We start from the raw sequence: 17303 nt of genomic DNA on the forward strand, positions 1-17303 counted from the left end.
TTTTGGTTTTTTAGTTTTGGTTTTGAAAACCAAAACCTTTATTAAAAACAATTGTTCCACGTGAAACAAATGTTGTTAAAAATTAAAAAGGGCTGCTATTGTTCCACGTGAAACATAGCTAGTTTTTCGTCTTCTTTACTTCTCATTGCGAGTTCGTCTTCTTCGGTTTTGTCTTTATATCCACAATAGTGTAAAACACCATGAACTAAAACTCTTTTCAATTCCTCATCGAAAGAAACTTCAAAATCCAAAGCATTATCTTTAACTCTTTCTACAGAAACAAAAATATCCCCGTGCAACTCGTTTCCAATACCGTAATCAAAGCTGATGATGTCTGTTAAAGTGTCATGACCCAAATGCTCAACGTTTATTTTGAGCAAATAATCGTCATCACAAAAGATGTAGTTTATCTCCCCTTCTTTCTTGTTTTCAGAATTGATTACATTACTAATCCATTTCGATAGCAACTCTTCGCTATCAAGAGTAAATTCGGTTTCGTAATTAAAGTTGATCATTTTTTATTGAAATATTCTTGAACCTTTTGATTAAAATTCGAGCGCAAAGGTAAGGATTGTCTATTTAATATTTCTATACTGTTTAAATAATCCAATAACGAGGATGGTAGCGGTTTCGCTTGATTCGAAAACTCCTTTTTACTCGTTTCCGCTTGGCGTTTGTTTTCTTGTCCCTGTTGTTGAATTGCCGTGTTCAATTTTAGCAATTCTTGTTTAACATTTAATATTCTTTGTAGCGTTTCATTCTTAAAGCCTTTATTTAATAATTGCTTTTCAATCTGCTTCATTTGCTCTAAAGCATTCTGACCGCTACCACCAATTCCTTGCTTGTTCAATTCGTTTTGTAATGCTTCACGCAACTCCTTTTGCTCTTTGTAAATTTGCATAATTGCTTTTGCGTCGCCTTCACCGTCTTCTCCATTTTCGCCATTTTCACCCTTGGAAAGCCCACCTGGTTTGCTGCTTTTGCCGTCTTTGCCTTTCTCTCCTTCGCCGCCAGGCTGTTTCCCGTCACCGGGTTTTGGCCCTTTTTTCATTCCTTCTTTTATCTTCTCTCCCAGACCTTCTTGTTTCTTTATAATGTCGGGCAATTGCATTCCTTCTCCCTGACCTGGTTTCGGTTTTCCAGCACCCTCGCCAGACATTTGCATTTGCATATTGTTTAAAATATCAGTTAAAAAATCGGCTAATTTATTAGCAGAAGAAATCGTGTATTGCTGATGTGAAATACCTTTAGCAACTTGGGCGTCAGCTAAAGTTTCCAAAGATTTGTCCAAATTATACTGGGCGTTTCCAACCTCTTTAATTATATTTTCTCCTATTTTCGGATTGCGCAGAGACATTGCAAAAAGGCTGTCGTCAATATGTTTGAATTGTAATTTTAAATCTTGTTGGTTTTTCAAAGCTTTATTGAAAGCGGGCGAACCAATTTTATACCCTTTGAACTTACCCATCAAATCTTCTTGTGAAAAAGAGAAGGCCAAAAGATTATCAAGAATTTGACGTAACATAGCAACATCTTCCTCTATTTGTTCCATTTCTGCACCTTGCATTCCTTGCTCCATTTTCTGCGCCATCTGCTTCATCTTTTTGGAAGCGCTTTTTTGTTTCGCTTTAGCGGATGACTTTTGATTTTTTTGCAATTCATCTGAAGCTTTTTTCAAATCTTCATCAATACTTTTTTGTTGAGCTGCGTCATTTGGAATATCCAAAGGCTTTTTCAACTCTTTGTTTTCTTTCTGCAATTCTTTTAAATCTTGTTGAATTTTACCAAACTCGGCATTAATATCGTCTTGCTTATCTTTAGTGTTTTCCTGCTCCTTATTTGATAGGCTTTCCTGCTTTTCAGCCAATTTATCTAATTTGTCTTTTAACTGCTCTGCTTTTTTCTGAACATAATATTTCTTAGTCAGTTCCACTAATTGTTCCAAACTTTTCGATTGATTTTTGGCAGTTTGCTTGAACTTATCCATTTTCTCCATCAAGTCCTCTTGCTTGATTTTGTCATTGAGCTCCTTTAATTCATCCAATAATTTTTTGTTTTTCTCCAAATCCTTATCAACATTTTCTAACCGTTTTTGTAACTCTTCTTTCAATTCATCTTTTTTCTCGGTTTTAGATTTATCTAAATTATCTTTCATTTTCTCAGCAAATTCTTTCATCATTTTATCCTGCTGGTTTTGACGCTTGATAAAATCATTGATCTTCTGTTGGTCTTTAAATTCAAGATTGTCTTTTTCTTTTCCTGACTTCTGCAATTTATCCAGTTCAGAAATTTGCTTGTCCTGATTTTTTAATGACTTTTCTAAACCATTGATGCTTTCGTTTTGTTGTTGAAATTGCTGATCCTCTTTCTCGCTATCAGTAGCAATACGATTTGAGAAAACAGAAGATTTCGTGCTTTTGAAATTATGAATGGCATCGTTGTCAAAAACCTCAAAATAGTATTCATAAGAAACTCCCTGTTCTACTATAAGCGAACTTGGAAAAGCAAAAATAAACTGATCGTACAAACTTGCCTTGACAGGAATTGTTCCACGTTTAACTGATTCAGGCTTGTTTTTAGGATAATAAACGACCTGAAGCTTAGACAGCCCGTAATCATCGGATATTTGCCCTAAAACATAGCTTTTATCAATTTTAAGACTGTCTGGAGCACTATTTACATTTATGGTCGGAAACTGATCTTTGATTACCGAAATCTGATAATTCAATTTCTCATAGTTTCTTACCTTAGCATTAGAAGTAAGAATTTGATATTCTGTGTTTTGAGAAATTTGTTTCGATAAAGTAAAATCATTTTCATACTTGGAAAATGGAAAACTAGAAGTCAGGTCTTTCCAGACTACATTTTGGGTTGCCAAAGTATTGATTCTCCATGTAACACGAGTTCCTTCGGGAAGAATCGCGTTGCCGTTTCCTTTTATAATTTCCTGGCTTTTCTTCAAATAAGATGGGAAATTCAGAACCATTTCAAAATTAGCAATCGATGGAACAGTAACCACATTCAACTCATAATCCGAGGAAGAAACTGCATTCGCCTCCACGTGAAACAATACGTTTGACGAAGGCTTTTCAATTCGATATTGGAACTCTCCAGCTTTGGTAGATTCCATAAAATAACTTTCGTCACCTATGAAAATCATCGCGTTTTCAGGAACTATCTTTCCTTCGGTCTTGATTCGGATGATAAAATCTTTATTTTGTTCTGTCTGCAAACTGCTGTTCAGCATTACAAATTGAAATGGAGCTGGTGGCAAAAATTGATCGTGGAAATGCACCACCCTATTTAAACTTTGAGAAAGTATTTTGCTGTTACCTGAAACATAAAAAAATGCAAAAAACAAAATTGGTACTATCACCAAGGGCAGATATTTTCTGTTCCTATTAAAATTAATAGCGTTTCCAAAAGGAATGGGTTGTAATGAACTTGCTTTTTGTTTAATTGAAGCCAATAGTAGTTCTGATTGGTTTTGATCATTGGACAATTGAAGGAAATTCGTCAGCTTATCGTCTACTTCTGTAAAATGATTTCCGATAATTGCAGATGCTTCTTTGTAATCAATTCCTTTTTGGAGTTTGAACAATTTAAAAATGGGAAACAAAATGAATCGGAACAAGAGAAAAATTTCCACAAGGATAAAAGTCCAAAACAAAAGTGTTCTTCCCATTGGCTTGAGCCAAAGAAAATATTCCAGAAAAAGTGTGAACAAGAAATACAACAATCCGAGACCGATAAAGAAAATTATTCCCCGTATCAGTTCGTTAGTGTAAAACTTTCTAATGAAAAGTTCAAGCTTGTGATAAATGAAATTTGACTGCTTCAAAATGTATAACGTTTATTTATAACCGCTAAAAGTAACTATTTTTCAATTCAATTTAATGTTAAAAATTGGTTAAAGGTAAATACATAGACAAATTCTCTAAAAACTTCCGACTTCTAACTTCCGACTTCTAACTTCTAATTATCTTTGCCACAAAATTTATAAAAATGTCAAAACCAATTCGGGTGCGTTTTGCACCAAGTCCAACGGGACCTTTACATATTGGCGGCGTTCGTACTGCCCTATTCAATTATTTGTTTGCCAAAAAAAATGGCGGAACTTTCTTTCTTCGAATTGAAGACACCGATCAAAATCGATTTGTTCCTGGTGCCGAAGAATATATTATGGAAGCCTTGGAATGGTTGGGAATTGCTCCAGATGAAACTATTGGAAAGAATGAAAAATTTGGTCCTTACAAACAATCCGAAAGAAAGCATTTGTACAAGCAATATGCTGATGAATTAATAAATTCTGGAAACGCCTATTATGCATTTGATACTCCCGAAGCATTAGATGCACACAGAAAACAACACGAAGAGCAAGGAAAAACATTTATTTATAACTGGCACAATCGCGAAAGACTAGATACTTCTTTGGTGATTTCGGGAGCAGAAACCGAAAAAAGAATTGCCGCTGGCGAAGATTATGTAATTCGTTTTAAAACTCCGGTTGATGAAACTTTGCATTTGAAAGATATTATTCGTGGCGAAGTAAAATTCGAAACCAATTTGCTTGACGATAAAGTGTTGTTCAAAAGTGATGGAATGCCAACGTACCATTTGGCGAATATTGTCGATGATCATTTAATGGAAACTTCTCACGTGATTCGTGGTGAAGAGTGGTTACCGTCAATGCCATTGCACGTTTTGTTGTACCGCGCCTTTGGTTGGGAAGCACCTGAATTTGCACATTTACCATTGATTATGAAACCTGTTGGAAACGGAAAATTATCCAAACGTGATGGTGATAAAATGGGATTTCCAGTGTTTCCATTAAATTGGATTACTGCAGACGGTGTTTCATCTGGCTATAGAGAAAAAGGATTTTTCCCGGAAGCGGTTGTTAACTTTCTAGCGTTATTAGGTTGGAATGATGGCACCGAAAAAGAATTATTTTCTTTGGAAGAATTAGAAAATTCTTTCGATTTAAGTAGAGTTCATAAAGCGGGAGCCAAATTCGATCCAGAGAAAAACAAGTGGTTCAACCACCAATATTTGGTGAAAAAGAATGATACCGATTTGGCGAAAGCCTTCATTCCAATTGTTGTTGAAAAAGGTTTTTCTATTACTGAAAACAAGTTAACAAAAATAGTTTCACTCATAAAAGAACGCGCTCATTTCGTTTCCGAATTCTGGGAGCTGAGTGATTACTTTTTTGTGGCTCCAACAAATTACGACGAGAAAGCATCAAAAAACTGGAATACAGCAACTCCTGCTTTAATGCAAGAAATGATTTCAGTTCTTGGAGAAATTACTGATTTTACCGCTGCAAATATTGAAACCATCGTAAAAGATTGGATGACCAAAAACGAAATTGGAATGGGAAAAGTAATGCAACCGTTTCGTTTGAGTTTGGTTGGCGCCTTAAAAGGGCCACATTTATTTGATATTGTGGAATTGATTGGAAAAGAAGAAACGATTAAAAGATTAGAGAAAGCAATTGCTGCTTTGTAAAACAGTTCTGAGTTTTTAAAGCTTCCAGCTTTTTGCAGGCTGGAAGATTTAATTTTTACAAATAAATAATCAAATTTCCGTTTAATATTCCAGGATTACCTTTAAAATTTACTCCTAAATTTTGGCTATTTAAATTTCCAAGCATATTATTTACACCATATTGGTAGGAAATATTCAAACGAACGTGTTTCACACCGGCAGTAATTCCTACTACCGGATAAAAATTAAATTGGGAAATAGCCACAATATCTTTGGCTAATAAAGTGGTTCCGGAAATAATATTATTTTCTTGATCTTTTTCTAAATTTAACTTTCCGTTGACCTGAACTAAAGGTCCAAACTCTACACTCAAATGATTTTCGATAAATTTATAACTCAACATTAGAGATATTTGGGCAGATGACAATTTAAAATTAGTGTCTTCAGATATGAATCCGCTATTTGTGGCTACCGAAAAATTATTCTCGCTAAACTGCATCGCATAAACCATATCCCAATCGTTATAATAATTTCCACGCATAGAAAGTCCACCATTCCAACCTGTTCCCGGTTTTGTTTGAAAATTATTAGTGTTCAAACTAAACTGGTTTACGCCAAAACTAATACCAATTCTGTTGGAATCTCGATAATCATATTGAGAGAAACAAACCATGGTAATCAGCGACAAAATAGATGTGATAAATATCTTTTTCATAAAATTAAATTATACAATAGCAAACCTAAAGTTTTTTTGTAATTTAACAGTGATTTTTAACCTAAAATATATTTGTATGAACCCAACATTAATTATTATTATTGTATTTGGCTTGTTTATTTTTCTGTCTTCCTTTTTTACTGTCAAACAACAAACCGCTGTTATCATCGAGCGTTTTGGTAAATTTTTAAGCATTCGACAATCTGGGCTACAATTAAAAATCCCTTTGATAGACCGAATTGCAGGTCGCGTCAATCTAAGAATTCAACAATTAGACGTCATGATTGAAACCAAAACTAAAGACAATGTTTTCATCAAAATGAAAGTTTCTGTTCAGTTCAAAGTGATTCAAGACAAAGTTTACGACGCTTTTTACAAATTAGAATATCCACACGACCAAATCACAGCTTACGTTTTTGACGTGGTTCGTGCTGAAGTTCCAAAATTAATTTTAGATGATGTTTTCGAGAGAAAAGATGATATTGCCATTGGAGTAAAACGCGAATTAAACGAAGCGATGATGACGTATGGTTATGATATTATCAACACTTTGGTTACTGATATTGATCCTGATATTCAAGTAAAAAATGCGATGAATAGAATCAATGCCGCTGATAGAGAAAAAACGGCAGCAATGTTCGAAAGTGAAGCGCAAAGAATTAGAATTGTCGCTAAAGCAAAAGCCGAAGCCGAAAGTAAAAAATTGCAAGGTCAAGGTATTGCCGATCAACGTCGAGAAATTGCTCGTGGTTTGGTTGAAAGTGTCGAAGTTTTGAATAACGTAGGAATCAATTCGCAAGAAGCATCAGCATTAATTGTAATTACGCAACATTATGATACTTTGCAAGCTATTGGCGCTGATACCAATTCGAACTTGATATTATTGCCCAACTCTCCTCAAGCCGCCAGCGATATGCTCAACAGTATGGTTACTAGTTTTACAGCTTCGAATATTATTGGAGAACAAATGAAAAAACAACCAAAAAGAGCTAAAAGAACAGACAACACGGCTATAGATTACAATCCGTCGGATACATCAAATCCAGCTGAACCAACATAAAAAACAATGATTTTTTCTATAAAAAAAGAGGCTTAATGGCCTCTTTTTCTTTTTAGTATCCAATTAATGACAAGTGAAAGTGCTATGTTGATTATCTTTCCAGAATAGTTAGAGAAAATCGATTTATAATCGCCAATAAATCCTTTTAATACATTTTGAGGCAACAAACTTTCTTTTGTTTTTTCAACATCTAAAACGATTCGTTTAATGTTAAGTTCTCTTTCCACTTTCAGAATTTCTAATTCCAACTCAATTTGAGCATAGGACGAATATTTTTTAGTTTCCATACTTTAATCGTTAAAAAAGATTTCTGAAAATTTCTCCAAAATTGGTCCTTCAACAACTTTATCCTTAACTAAAAATAAAAGTCCGGTAATGACTAAATAAATTCCACCAACGATAAGAAACCCCAAAGCATTACTATTCAAGGCTTCCCCGATGGCGAAAGCACCAGCAATAGAACAAAATAATAAAACCAAAGACAGCGATATTGCAATTAACACAAACTTCAAAATCATCGTAGTGGATTTCATCGCTACTTTGAAACCCCATAATTTATAATAAGCTACGCTGTTTTCAATGTAATCTTTCGCTTGTTTTTGAATGTCTTCGGTACGTTCTTTTAGTTCTTCAAAAGCCATAAATTAGTATTTAGAAAATTTAATTTTCGTGATTAGCCATTTGTTTTTTTTGAAGTTTGCCATTTTGTTCTTTCAAATCGGCCAATTTAGTTTCTAAAAAAGAAATAACGTCTTCGGTTTTATAACTCATATTAGAAACTAATTCTTCATAAGTTCCTTCTAAATCGTGTTTTGATCCCTCAAACTTTTTTCTCAATTGATGCGTTACATCTTCAAATTTGTGTTTTAAATTGTCCTTAGCATCATCAAAACCATCTTTAATTTTTTCTCTGGTTTTTGAACCTTTATCAGGAGCAAATAAAATTCCAACTCCTGCTCCAATCGCTGCACCTAATAAAAGTGCCAATACTGAATTTGTGTTATTTGACATCGTTTTTAGAATTTAAATTAATAATACTTTAAAGTTACAAACTTTATTAACATCGCAATGTTAATAAGGAGTTAAAGTAAATTAAATTAGACTCAAAACTCAAATAAGCTGTCGTATTATTAAGAACTTTATAGTAACGACAAAACACCTGTAAAACTTGAAAAACTGCTTTAAAAAGCATTTATGGACGCTGTTTTTGATTGGTAAATACTATGGTAAACAGAAAATTTATAGGTGTTTCCAATAATTAAAAAATCGCATTGTTGATGCGATTTTTATTGTCAAAAACTATAACTGTAAAGTGCTTCTTAATAATTCCAAAACCTTTTCGCTTTTTTCAATTTTTTCCACTTCTGAAAGTTGTTGAATAAACTCATTCAAATTATTTGAATCATTTACTAAATTTTGAATAGCAAAAAATCGAACTGCTGCTAATTGACTTTTTAACGACATCGAATATAATTTTGTCAAAGGTTCTTGTTCGATGTCTTTGGCTAAAGCTTTATCCGAATATTTCAAAATCAAATTCGAGAACAATAACGAATTATTGTCGTTTTTAATATTTTTAATAATGGTCTGCACAATCAAACTGAAATTATCGACACTTCTGATGTTTTCAATAATTGGTTTCAGAAGGATTTCTGCAGCATTTTCGTCTTTTTCTTTGACATATTTATTGATTTCTTTTTGGGTATTCATCAATAAATTTTCCTCTTTTTTCCCTTTTTCTTCCCAAGCATCTTTTAATCCGACAGTTTTGTTGAAAACCAATTTAGAAGCTGTTGAATCCTTGTCAACATTGAAATAACCCAAACGTTGAAACTGAAATTTATCTCCAGATTGAGCTGTTGAAAGACTTGGTTCAACAAATCCTTTTACAATTTGCAAAGAAGTTGGATTCATAAAATCCAGGAAGTTTTTCTCTTTGTGGCTATCCGGTGATTCATCGATAAAAAGTCGGTCATACATTCGAACTTCAGCTTCAAGGGCGTGTTTGATAGAAACCCAATGCAAGGTTCCGGCCACTTTTCTTTGACTGGCTTCGCTCCCGCTTCCACTTCGTGAATCTTCATCATATGTAACGTGAATTTCTGTGATATTTCCGGCTGCATCTTTTACGACACTTTCGCCTTTAATAATATAAGCGTTTTTCAATCGCACTTCTCTTCCTATGGACAAACGGAAAAACTTGGCTGGAGCTTCTTCTAAAAAGTCTTCTCTTTCGATGTATAATTCTTTGGAAAAAGGGACTTTCCTGAAACCTGCTTCGTTATCTTCCTGGTTGTTTTCAGCGTCCAAAACTTCTTCTCCCGAGCCTTCGGGATCCACAGGATAATTGGTAATTATAACTTTTATTGGCTCTAAAACTGCCATAACTCTTGGCGCTGTTTTATTTAAATCTTCACGCAAACAAAACTCCAAAAGCGATACATCAATCACATTTTCTCTTTTGGCAACGCCAATGATATCACAAAATTTTCGAATGGAATTCGCTGTGTAACCTCTTCGACGCAAACCTGAAATCGTTGGCATTCTTGGATCATCCCAACCATTTACTATATTTTCCTGAACCAATTGCAATAGTTTTCGCTTGCTCATTACAGTGTAATTCAAGTTCAAACGCGCAAATTCATATTGGTTGGGTCTTACCTTATTTAAGTCATTAGACCCTGAACTTGATTCAGGGTAAATTTGGTCTAAAAACCAATTGTATAATTCCCTGTGCATCACAAATTCCAAGGTGCAAATAGAATGCGAAATTTGCTCAATATAATCACTTTCTCCGTGAGCGAAATCATACATTGGGTAGATTTTCCAATAATCTCCTGTTCTATGATGATGACGGTGCAAAACTCTATACATCAAGGGATCGCGCATCAACATATTGGTCGAAGCCATATCAATTTTGGCGCGCAAAACGTGACTTCCTTCCGGGAAATCACCGTTTTTCATTCCTTGGAACAAAGTCAAATTCTCTTCTATCGACCGATTTCTAAAAGGACCATCAATTCCTGCTAGTGTAGGAGTTCCTTTTTGAGTTGCCATATCCTCGGAAGATTGACTATCGACATAAGCTTTTCCATTCTTAATCATAAGAACCGCCCAATCGTAAAGTTGCTGGAAATAATCAGAAGCAAAACGTTCTTCGGCCCATTCGAAACCCAACCAATGCAAATCTTCTTTAATGGCATCTACATATTCCTGCTCTTCTTTGGCTGGATTAGTATCGTCAAAACGCAAATTAACTGGCGCATTGTACTTTAAACCCAAACCAAAATTCAAGCAAATGGATTTAGCGTGGCCAATGTGCAAATACCCATTAGGTTCTGGTGGGAAACGGAAACGTAATTTATCTTGGGGAAAACCGCTTGCTAAGCTATCTTCAATGATTTGTTCTATAAAATGAAGTGATTTCTCTTCGGTTGACATAATTTTGTTTAATTTTAGCAAAGATATAAAAAGTTTATAGTTCAGGGTTTATGGTTTGTAGTTAGATTAGTCATAAATAACAAACAATGATTTTAATTTGTATTTTTGTGTAAAAATCAAATGTTATGAGACAGTTAACCGTTACAATTCCAGACAGTTTTTATGAAACTTTTATTAGTTTTTTTAAGCATATTCCTGACGTTTCCATAGCCGAAAACACTACGAATGAAGTTCCTGTTTGGCAACAAGAAATGGTTTTAGAACGCATGAAAAACGCTAAACCAGAGGACTATATTGATGCTGATGTGGCTTTAGAAAATTTAAAAAAGAAATATGGTTTTTAAAGTTTTAATAGTAAAAAGAGCTGATTTAGAAATTGAAGAGGCTGTTCAATACTATGAAAATATTCAAAAAGGTTTGGGTGAAAAATTCCTTTTAGATTACAAAGACCATTTAAAAACGCTTTATAAATTTCCTTTTTTTGAGGAAAAATATAATATTGTTCGAACATTACCTTTAAAGAAATTCCCTTATACCATTCATTTTACAGTTGATGAAAACGAAAAAATAGTCTCTATACAAGCTGTAACTTCAAATCATCAAGATCCAAATACCACAAGATTAAAACTATAACATGGGAATTATAAAACTAAAAAATATTCGGACTTACTCTTATCACGGTTGTTTAATCGAAGAAGGAAAAATAGGCTCTGATTATGCTATTGATTTAGAAGTCAAAACTGATTTAAGAAAATCGTCAATTTCAGATAATCTGGAAGACACTGTTGATTATGTGCTTTTGAACCAAATTGTGGTGGAAGAAATGGAGATTCGAGCAAACTTATTAGAACAGGTCGCCCACCGAATTATCAAAAGAATTTTTGATGAAGTGGCTGCAATTTCTAGAATTACATTAGCTGTTTCAAAACTGAATCCTCCTATTGGCGGTGATGTTGAAGCCGTTACGATAGAAATGGAAGAATATCGGAATTAAATTCCAAATTAAAAAAAATTCCAAATTCCAATAGAAATCTATTATGCGTTATATTTGGAATTTGGGATTTGCTTTTTGGAATTTTTATAGTACATTTGCATTCCAATAAATAATTGGCGTCGTGGCCGAGCGGCTAGGCTGGGCTCTGCAAAAGCTCCTACTCCGGTTCGAATCCGGACGATGCCTCAAGAAGAGATACAGAAATGTGTCTCTTTTTTTTTTTTTAATTTAATAGGAAAAAGTTGTTGTGATTGTAAGCTCAAAGTCGCGAGACTTTGCGCAGCTGAGCTAGCTACCCAACACTTCGGAAAACTGGAGTGATAAAAATTGTTTTATTGTAACCTCCATAATTTTCCATTTATATCATCAAAACCTACTATACCGTAATTATCATCATAATAAATTTTATTTACATTATTTTCCATTAACGTTGGAACGCTTGGAGATAAAATTGCTGATTTACCTGATTCAAAAATCCTAACTTTTAAATATGTTTTTTCGTTGACTTTCATACTTATTGTTGGAAGATCAAAATTTATGTAGATAGTATTGTCGTATTGATCGTCTTTATTAAACCCATTCCAAATTGGAAATTCAATATATCCATAAAATTTTGGTGTACCTACAATTGGGTATTGTGTTTGATAATTAGAACCTTCAGGATATTTGATAATTTTAATTTTACAGCTTGAATATACATTTCCTTCCTTGTACCACATCAAAATCTCTTGACTATCGTAATAATAATGATTACTTGAATAACTACTTGAAAAATTACCCGTTGAAAATAAAGATTTTTCTATCTGAGACTTGTAAATTATAAACTTGATAAATTCATTATCTTGATTTTTATATATTCTTTCATCTCCGATATCTGATTTTATTATTAATTTTTTTAATTCATCATTGGTAAATTGATAATACGGAAGGCTATCCTTTTCTGTTTCGTCAACCGAAATACAACTTTGTAAAATAAAAATCAATATCGCAAAAGTTAGAATATTTTTCATTTTGTTCTTTTTAAAATTTATTAATTTGTTTATGACTTCTTCAAGTTAATATTTTATTCTAAACACCTATTTATCAATCCTCTCCAAAACATCTTTCAACTTTTCTTTTTCTTTTGGAAACCAACCTTGACTGATTAAAGCTATCCCGAAAATCATCAAAACAATACTGATTCCTTTTTTGATTTTAAGAATATTATCAGGTGTTAAACTGGTTTTTAATTGTTTGGCTAATAGTATTTTGATACAATCAACTAATACATAAGTTACAATTACGGAAGTAAAAAAAGTAAACATTCTGAAGTTTTGCATTTCTAATTTTGGTCCAACCGAAATAATAATAGCCAACCAAAATCCCAAAACTCCAATGTTGATAATGTTCAGGAAAAAGCCTTTTATAAATAAACCAAGGTAATCTTTTTTGATAATTTCATTGTCTATTTTATCAATGTTAATCTTCTTTTCTTTGTGTAAACTGATATACGAAATAACACCATAGGACAGCATCAAGATTCCTCCAAACATAAAAAGAGCAGAGTTATCTTTAATACTTGTGATTAAGCGATAACTTCCAACATAAGCAATGGTGATGAATACAATGTCGCCTAAAACTACACCTAAATCAAACACTAAAGCCGCTCTAAATCCTTTTATAATACTGGTTTCTAGTAATATAAAAAAAACTGGGCCAATCATAAAACTTAAAAATATTCCCCACGGAATACCAGATAAAATGTCGTTTATCATTTAAAAAACTTAAAATTTATTTTGAACTTATTCTTTTGTTACAATTGTTCCACCTGCAAAGGTTTCTTGTTTTATTTCTTTTGGTTTGCCATAAATAACAATAGTTCCGCCTGCTTTTACTTTGGCATCTACAAGAGTTTTTGCATTCACATCAGCACTTCCACCTGCTGAAACACTAACGGTTGTTTGAGAGGTTTCTAAATTCTTGGCATTAAAAATTCCTCCAGAAGTAATCGTTACTTTTTGGGTTATTGCTTTACCTGATACATTAATTATACCACCAGAATTAAGTTTCGAGGTTGTATTATCGACATCTAGATCAACTTCAATCATTGCTCCTTCTTGCGAAGATAAGTCCATTGTGGTTTGCTTAAAAATGTGTTTGCTGCTCACAATACTTCCTTCATTGGCATCAATACTTTGAAGGTTTTTGAAGTATAAAGTTACTTTTGTGTCTTCGCCAGACCATATTTTTGTCAATTTCATTCTAATTTTTAAAACGCCATTTTTGTTGATTGCTTCAAAACTGCTTTCATTATTTCCGCTAACAATTACTTTATTTTCTGCAGCTGGAACTAAAGTGACATTCAATTGATCAAAAACTTTTAAAGCATCAAAATCTCCTAGATTGATTGTTGTTTGACCAAAATTAAAGTGTGAAATCATCACAAAAGTGATTAAAATTATCTTCTTCATCGTGTTTTATATTTAAACTTTTTTAAATTTATTATCGAATCAATCCTCCCTATACAAACGAATCAAAGTTGGTGTTATTTTTACCCAACACAAAACCTTTTCCGATGTTTATATTCTTAGTTAAATTAAATATAATCTTACAAAAAAAATCTTCTACTTTACAAATAGTATCTTTTTTAACGAAATTATAAACTGAATACTTTTTTCTAATTTTTTCTCAAATAGTAAAAATCAAGTTGTTTTTTAACTAAATCTGCAGTTTTTACTTTTACATAAATCTCGTCGCCTAGTTGTAAAACACTTTTGGTTGTTTGACCAATCAACGCATATTGTTTTTCATCGAATACAAAATAATCGTCTTTGATTTCACGGATTCTAACCATACCTTCGCATTTGTTTTCGATTATTTCTACAAAAATTCCAAACTCGGTAACACCAGATATAACTCCCAAAAACTCTTGGTCTTTGTGGTCTTGCATATACTTAACCTGCATATATTTAATCGAATCACGTTCGGCTTTTGTGGCTAAACCTTCCATTTGTGAACAATGAATACATTTGTTTTCAAAAATTTCTTCACTAGCTGATTTTCCACCATCCAAATAAAATTGCAATAATCGATGCACCATTACGTCAGGATAACGACGAATTGGCGAAGTAAAATGACTGTAATAATCAAATGCTAATCCATAATGACCAATATTATCTGTAGAATATTTGGCTTTGCTCATCGACCGAATAGCTAGTGTATCAATCAAATTTTGTTCTTTTTTTCCTCTCACTTCTTCCATCAATTCATTCAGTGCGTGTGCAATTGAACCTCCAGAAAAATCAACTGTATAACCAAATTTCTTGATTAATTCTTGCATTGCAAAAAGCTTATCTTCATTAGGCTCATCGTGAATTCTGTAGATAAATGTCTTCTTTTGTTTACCAATAAATTCAGCTACTTTTTTGTTTGCCAAAAGCATAAATTCTTCAATCAAATGATTCGAATCTTTACTTTCTTTAAAATAAACACCTTCGGGATTTCCGCTGTCTGATAAATTAAATTTTACTTCCACTTTATCAAATGATAAGGCACCAGCATCCATACGTTTTTCACGCATAATTTTAGCCAATTCATCCAGTTTTAATATGGCGTAAACAATATCATCCGAAACTTTATACGATTCTCCTGTGATGGATGTTTCTAAAGGAATTATATTTTCTTTAGTTTCAATTATAAACTGCGCTTCTTCATAAGCAAAACGCTGATTGGAATCGATTACTGTTCTACCAAACCATTGATTTTTTATACTTGCTTTTTTATCCAATTCGAAAATAGCCGAAAAAGTATATTTTTCTTCATTAGGACGCAAGGAACACGCAAAATTCGACAACACTTCCGGCAACATTGGTACAACTCTATCTACTAAATAGACCGACGTAGCCCTGTTATAAGCTTCGTCATCCAATATTGTTCCTTCTTGAAGATAATGTGACACGTCAGCAATATGAATCCCTATTTCGTAGTTTCCATTATCTAAAACTTTAAATGAAAGTGCATCATCAAAATCTTTGGCATCTTTTGGATCTATTGTAAAAGTTAGTGTTTGGCGCATATCGCGACGTTTGGCGATTTCGTCTTCTTGAATAGAAGTATCTATTTGTTGGGCAAATGTTTCTATTTCTATAGGAAATTCAGAAGGTAAACCATATTCAGCAAGAATAGCGTGAATCTCCGTATTGTGTTCTCCTGGTTTACCAAGTATTTTTGTAACTGATCCAAAAGGAGAATCAGCTTTTTTAGGCCAATCTTCGATATGAACCAAAACGACATCACCATTTTCAGCGCCACCCATTTTATCTTTCGGAATAAAAATATCGGTGTACATCTTAGGATTAGCGGTTGATACAAAAGCAAAATTAGGTTGAATCGCAATTACACCCACAAAATCGGTTTTGGCACGTTCGACCACTTCCATCACTTCGCCTTCTGGAAGTTTTCCTTTTCTACGATTATAAATATAGACTTTTACTTTGTCTTTGTCTAAAGCACGATTCAAATTATTGGTAGGAATAAATACATCTTCGCCAAAATCAGGACATATAAAATACGCAGTTTTTCTGCCCGTCATATCAATTGTTCCCTCATAATAATCTTCAGAAATGGCTTTCACGAGATATTTTCCAGGTTCAGTTTCTATAATTGCTTTTTGCGAAGCCAAGACTTTTAAATCGTGAATGATTTCGTTTCTAGACTTGGTATCATCTACATCAAGAATGGCTGCAATTTGTTTGTAATTATAAGCTCGGTTGCTATTTTGGGTTAAAATTTGTACAATTTTATTAGAGAAATCTTTCTCTTTTTTTACTGGTTTTCTCAGTTTTTTACTCATAATTGTTTTCTTAAAAGTCTAAAATTACGAAATAGTTATAAGTAGCAACTTATAAGTAGTAAGTTTTAATTAAATAATAACAGACCTGACTGTTTTTTTTATAAAAAAAGACCACCGTTATAGTGGTCTTTTCTATCTAAAATAATACTTTTTTATTGTACTAAAATCTGTTTGGTCGCTTTTCCTTTATTGGTAATTACTTCAAAAAAGTAGCTGCCTTTAGCTAGTGTATTTATTGCAATTACATTCTTATTTTCTGTTTTTACTAATTGTCCTAAACTTTTGTAAATAGTTACTTTTTCTAATTTTAAACCTTCTTCTAAACTGATAGTTACCAACTCTGAAGTTGGATTTGGAAACACTGAAAAATTAGCTAACACAAAACTATCCGAACTTAAAACAGCAGCTAAACTATACACACGAACCGAACCAGCGGTTTCTCCATTTCCATCATTAAATTCAGCTCCAATAGCAACAGTGGTTCCATCACCAGAGAGGGAAACACCTAAACCACTAAAATCGTATGGAGCTTCTCCGTCGATAACAGCACCTATTTTTGTCCAAACTCCCGATAAATTTTTATATATACGAACCGAACCAGCATAAAGCCCACTTCCAGAATTTTGCATAGCTCCAATAGCTACAGTGGTTCCATCACTTGAGAGGGAAACACCAAAGCCACTTCTATCATTCGCAGCTTCTCCGTCGATATCAGCACCTATTTTTGTCCAAGTTCCCAATACATTTTGATACACACGAACCGAACCAGCAT

At 33.2% G+C, this 17303-nt stretch carries 17 protein-coding genes and 1 tRNA gene; 6 read left to right on the forward strand and 12 right to left on the reverse strand.

Going from position 1 to position 17303, the window contains the following annotated elements:
- Positions 1 to 95: 95 nt before the first annotated feature.
- The gene (gene ybeY, locus RMO83_RS06625; RefSeq protein WP_310558889.1) at positions 96 to 515 is read right to left on the reverse strand and encodes an rRNA maturation RNase YbeY; all 420 of its coding nucleotides are present in this window, start codon (positions 513 to 515) and stop codon (positions 96 to 98) included.
- On the reverse strand, positions 512 to 3841 hold the full coding sequence (locus RMO83_RS06630) for a DUF4175 family protein (protein ID WP_310558890.1): 3330 nt from the start codon (positions 3839 to 3841) through the stop codon (positions 512 to 514). The genes ybeY and RMO83_RS06630 overlap by 4 nt, the downstream gene beginning before the upstream one ends.
- A gap of 164 nt (positions 3842 to 4005) precedes the next feature.
- On the opposite strand from RMO83_RS06630, the gene gltX reads away from it, so the two are divergent.
- Positions 4006 to 5511, forward strand: coding sequence for a glutamate--tRNA ligase (gene gltX / locus RMO83_RS06635; RefSeq protein ID WP_310558891.1), 1506 nt, complete (start codon positions 4006 to 4008; stop codon positions 5509 to 5511).
- A gap of 55 nt (positions 5512 to 5566) precedes the next feature.
- Here the strand turns inward: gltX and RMO83_RS06640 are convergent, their stop codons facing one another.
- On the reverse strand, positions 5567 to 6205 hold the full coding sequence (locus RMO83_RS06640; RefSeq protein WP_310558892.1) for a PorT family protein: 639 nt from the start codon (positions 6203 to 6205) through the stop codon (positions 5567 to 5569).
- Positions 6206 to 6281: 76 nt separating this feature from the next.
- Between RMO83_RS06640 and RMO83_RS06645 the strand changes: the two genes are divergently transcribed.
- Positions 6282 to 7265 carry an SPFH domain-containing protein gene (locus tag RMO83_RS06645; RefSeq protein ID WP_310558893.1) on the forward strand — a complete coding sequence of 328 codons (984 nt, stop codon included), beginning with the start codon at positions 6282 to 6284 and terminating at the stop codon, positions 7263 to 7265.
- Positions 7266 to 7297: 32 nt separating this feature from the next.
- Here RMO83_RS06645 and RMO83_RS06650 read toward each other — a convergent pair whose 3' ends face one another.
- The 4 genes from RMO83_RS06650 to RMO83_RS06665 form a co-directional block, all read right to left on the reverse strand.
- A complete protein-coding gene (locus RMO83_RS06650; RefSeq protein ID WP_310558894.1) occupies positions 7298 to 7552 on the reverse strand; it encodes a DUF6327 family protein in 255 nt (84 codons plus the stop codon).
- A gap of 3 nt (positions 7553 to 7555) precedes the next feature.
- Positions 7556 to 7906, reverse strand: a complete 351-nt coding sequence (locus tag RMO83_RS06655) for a competence protein (protein WP_310558895.1) — start codon at positions 7904 to 7906, stop codon at positions 7556 to 7558.
- A 19-nt stretch (positions 7907 to 7925) separates the two neighbouring features.
- The gene (locus tag RMO83_RS06660; RefSeq protein WP_310558896.1) at positions 7926 to 8276 is read right to left on the reverse strand and encodes a YtxH domain-containing protein; all 351 of its coding nucleotides are present in this window, start codon (positions 8274 to 8276) and stop codon (positions 7926 to 7928) included.
- Between the two features lie 288 nt (positions 8277 to 8564).
- On the reverse strand, positions 8565 to 10706 hold the full coding sequence (locus RMO83_RS06665) for a glutamine--tRNA ligase/YqeY domain fusion protein (RefSeq protein WP_310558897.1): 2142 nt from the start codon (positions 10704 to 10706) through the stop codon (positions 8565 to 8567).
- A gap of 125 nt (positions 10707 to 10831) precedes the next feature.
- Here RMO83_RS06665 and RMO83_RS06670 point away from each other — a divergent pair, with 125 nt between their 5' ends.
- From RMO83_RS06670 to RMO83_RS06685, 4 genes are all read left to right on the forward strand, one after another.
- Positions 10832 to 11050, forward strand: coding sequence for a hypothetical protein (locus RMO83_RS06670; protein WP_310558898.1), 219 nt, complete (start codon positions 10832 to 10834; stop codon positions 11048 to 11050).
- The gene (locus RMO83_RS06675) at positions 11040 to 11339 is read left to right on the forward strand and encodes a type II toxin-antitoxin system RelE/ParE family toxin (protein WP_310558899.1); all 300 of its coding nucleotides are present in this window, start codon (positions 11040 to 11042) and stop codon (positions 11337 to 11339) included. The genes RMO83_RS06670 and RMO83_RS06675 overlap by 11 nt, the downstream gene beginning before the upstream one ends.
- Before the next feature lies 1 nt (position 11340).
- Entirely contained in the window at positions 11341 to 11700 is a 360-nt protein-coding gene (folB, locus tag RMO83_RS06680; protein WP_310558900.1) for a dihydroneopterin aldolase, read from the forward strand.
- Between the two features lie 115 nt (positions 11701 to 11815).
- Positions 11816 to 11886: transfer RNA gene (locus RMO83_RS06685), tRNA-Cys, on the forward strand.
- Positions 11887 to 12032: 146 nt separating this feature from the next.
- Here the strand turns inward: RMO83_RS06685 and RMO83_RS06690 are convergent.
- From RMO83_RS06690 to RMO83_RS06710, 5 genes are all read right to left on the reverse strand, one after another.
- Positions 12033 to 12710: a hypothetical protein gene (locus tag RMO83_RS06690; protein ID WP_310558901.1), complete on the reverse strand. Its 678-nt coding sequence runs from the start codon at positions 12708 to 12710 to the stop codon at positions 12033 to 12035.
- Between the two features lie 66 nt (positions 12711 to 12776).
- Positions 12777 to 13454, reverse strand: a complete 678-nt coding sequence (locus RMO83_RS06695) for a LysE family transporter (protein ID WP_310558902.1) — start codon at positions 13452 to 13454, stop codon at positions 12777 to 12779.
- Positions 13455 to 13481: 27 nt separating this feature from the next.
- Positions 13482 to 14150: a head GIN domain-containing protein gene (locus tag RMO83_RS06700; RefSeq protein WP_310558903.1), complete on the reverse strand. Its 669-nt coding sequence runs from the start codon at positions 14148 to 14150 to the stop codon at positions 13482 to 13484.
- Positions 14151 to 14356: 206 nt separating this feature from the next.
- Positions 14357 to 16531 carry a ribonuclease R gene (gene rnr / locus RMO83_RS06705; RefSeq protein WP_310558904.1) on the reverse strand — a complete coding sequence of 725 codons (2175 nt, stop codon included), beginning with the start codon at positions 16529 to 16531 and terminating at the stop codon, positions 14357 to 14359.
- Positions 16532 to 16683: 152 nt separating this feature from the next.
- A partial coding sequence (locus tag RMO83_RS06710) for a T9SS type A sorting domain-containing protein (RefSeq protein ID WP_310558905.1) occupies positions 16684 to 17303 on the reverse strand: 620 nt, incomplete at its 5' end.

It is taken from the genome of Flavobacterium sp. (assembly GCF_031423415.1).
In the GTDB taxonomy this organism is placed as follows: Bacteria; Bacteroidota; Bacteroidia; order Flavobacteriales; family Flavobacteriaceae; genus Flavobacterium.

Bases quoted from the DNA above. Each gene is read 5' to 3' on its own strand.
- ybeY (WP_310558889.1), bottom strand. From the start codon at position 515: ATGATCAACTTTAATTACGAAACCGAATTTACTCTTGATAGCGAAGAG.
- gltX (WP_310558891.1), top strand. From the start codon at position 4,006: ATGTCAAAACCAATTCGGGTGCGTTTTGCACCAAGTCCAACGGGACCT.
- RMO83_RS06640 (WP_310558892.1), bottom strand. From the start codon at position 6,205: ATGAAAAAGATATTTATCACATCTATTTTGTCGCTGATTACCATGGTT.
- RMO83_RS06645 (WP_310558893.1), top strand. From the start codon at position 6,282: ATGAACCCAACATTAATTATTATTATTGTATTTGGCTTGTTTATTTTT.
- RMO83_RS06650 (WP_310558894.1), bottom strand. From the start codon at position 7,552: ATGGAAACTAAAAAATATTCGTCCTATGCTCAAATTGAGTTGGAATTA.
- RMO83_RS06655 (WP_310558895.1), bottom strand. From the start codon at position 7,906: ATGGCTTTTGAAGAACTAAAAGAACGTACCGAAGACATTCAAAAACAA.
- RMO83_RS06660 (WP_310558896.1), bottom strand. From the start codon at position 8,276: ATGTCAAATAACACAAATTCAGTATTGGCACTTTTATTAGGTGCAGCG.
- RMO83_RS06665 (WP_310558897.1), bottom strand. From the start codon at position 10,706: ATGTCAACCGAAGAGAAATCACTTCATTTTATAGAACAAATCATTGAA.
- RMO83_RS06670 (WP_310558898.1), top strand. From the start codon at position 10,832: ATGAGACAGTTAACCGTTACAATTCCAGACAGTTTTTATGAAACTTTT.
- RMO83_RS06675 (WP_310558899.1), top strand. From the start codon at position 11,040: ATGGTTTTTAAAGTTTTAATAGTAAAAAGAGCTGATTTAGAAATTGAA.
- folB (WP_310558900.1), top strand. From the start codon at position 11,341: ATGGGAATTATAAAACTAAAAAATATTCGGACTTACTCTTATCACGGT.
- RMO83_RS06690 (WP_310558901.1), bottom strand. From the start codon at position 12,710: ATGAAAAATATTCTAACTTTTGCGATATTGATTTTTATTTTACAAAGT.
- RMO83_RS06695 (WP_310558902.1), bottom strand. From the start codon at position 13,454: ATGATAAACGACATTTTATCTGGTATTCCGTGGGGAATATTTTTAAGT.
- RMO83_RS06700 (WP_310558903.1), bottom strand. From the start codon at position 14,150: ATGAAGAAGATAATTTTAATCACTTTTGTGATGATTTCACACTTTAAT.
- rnr (WP_310558904.1), bottom strand. From the start codon at position 16,531: ATGAGTAAAAAACTGAGAAAACCAGTAAAAAAAGAGAAAGATTTCTCT.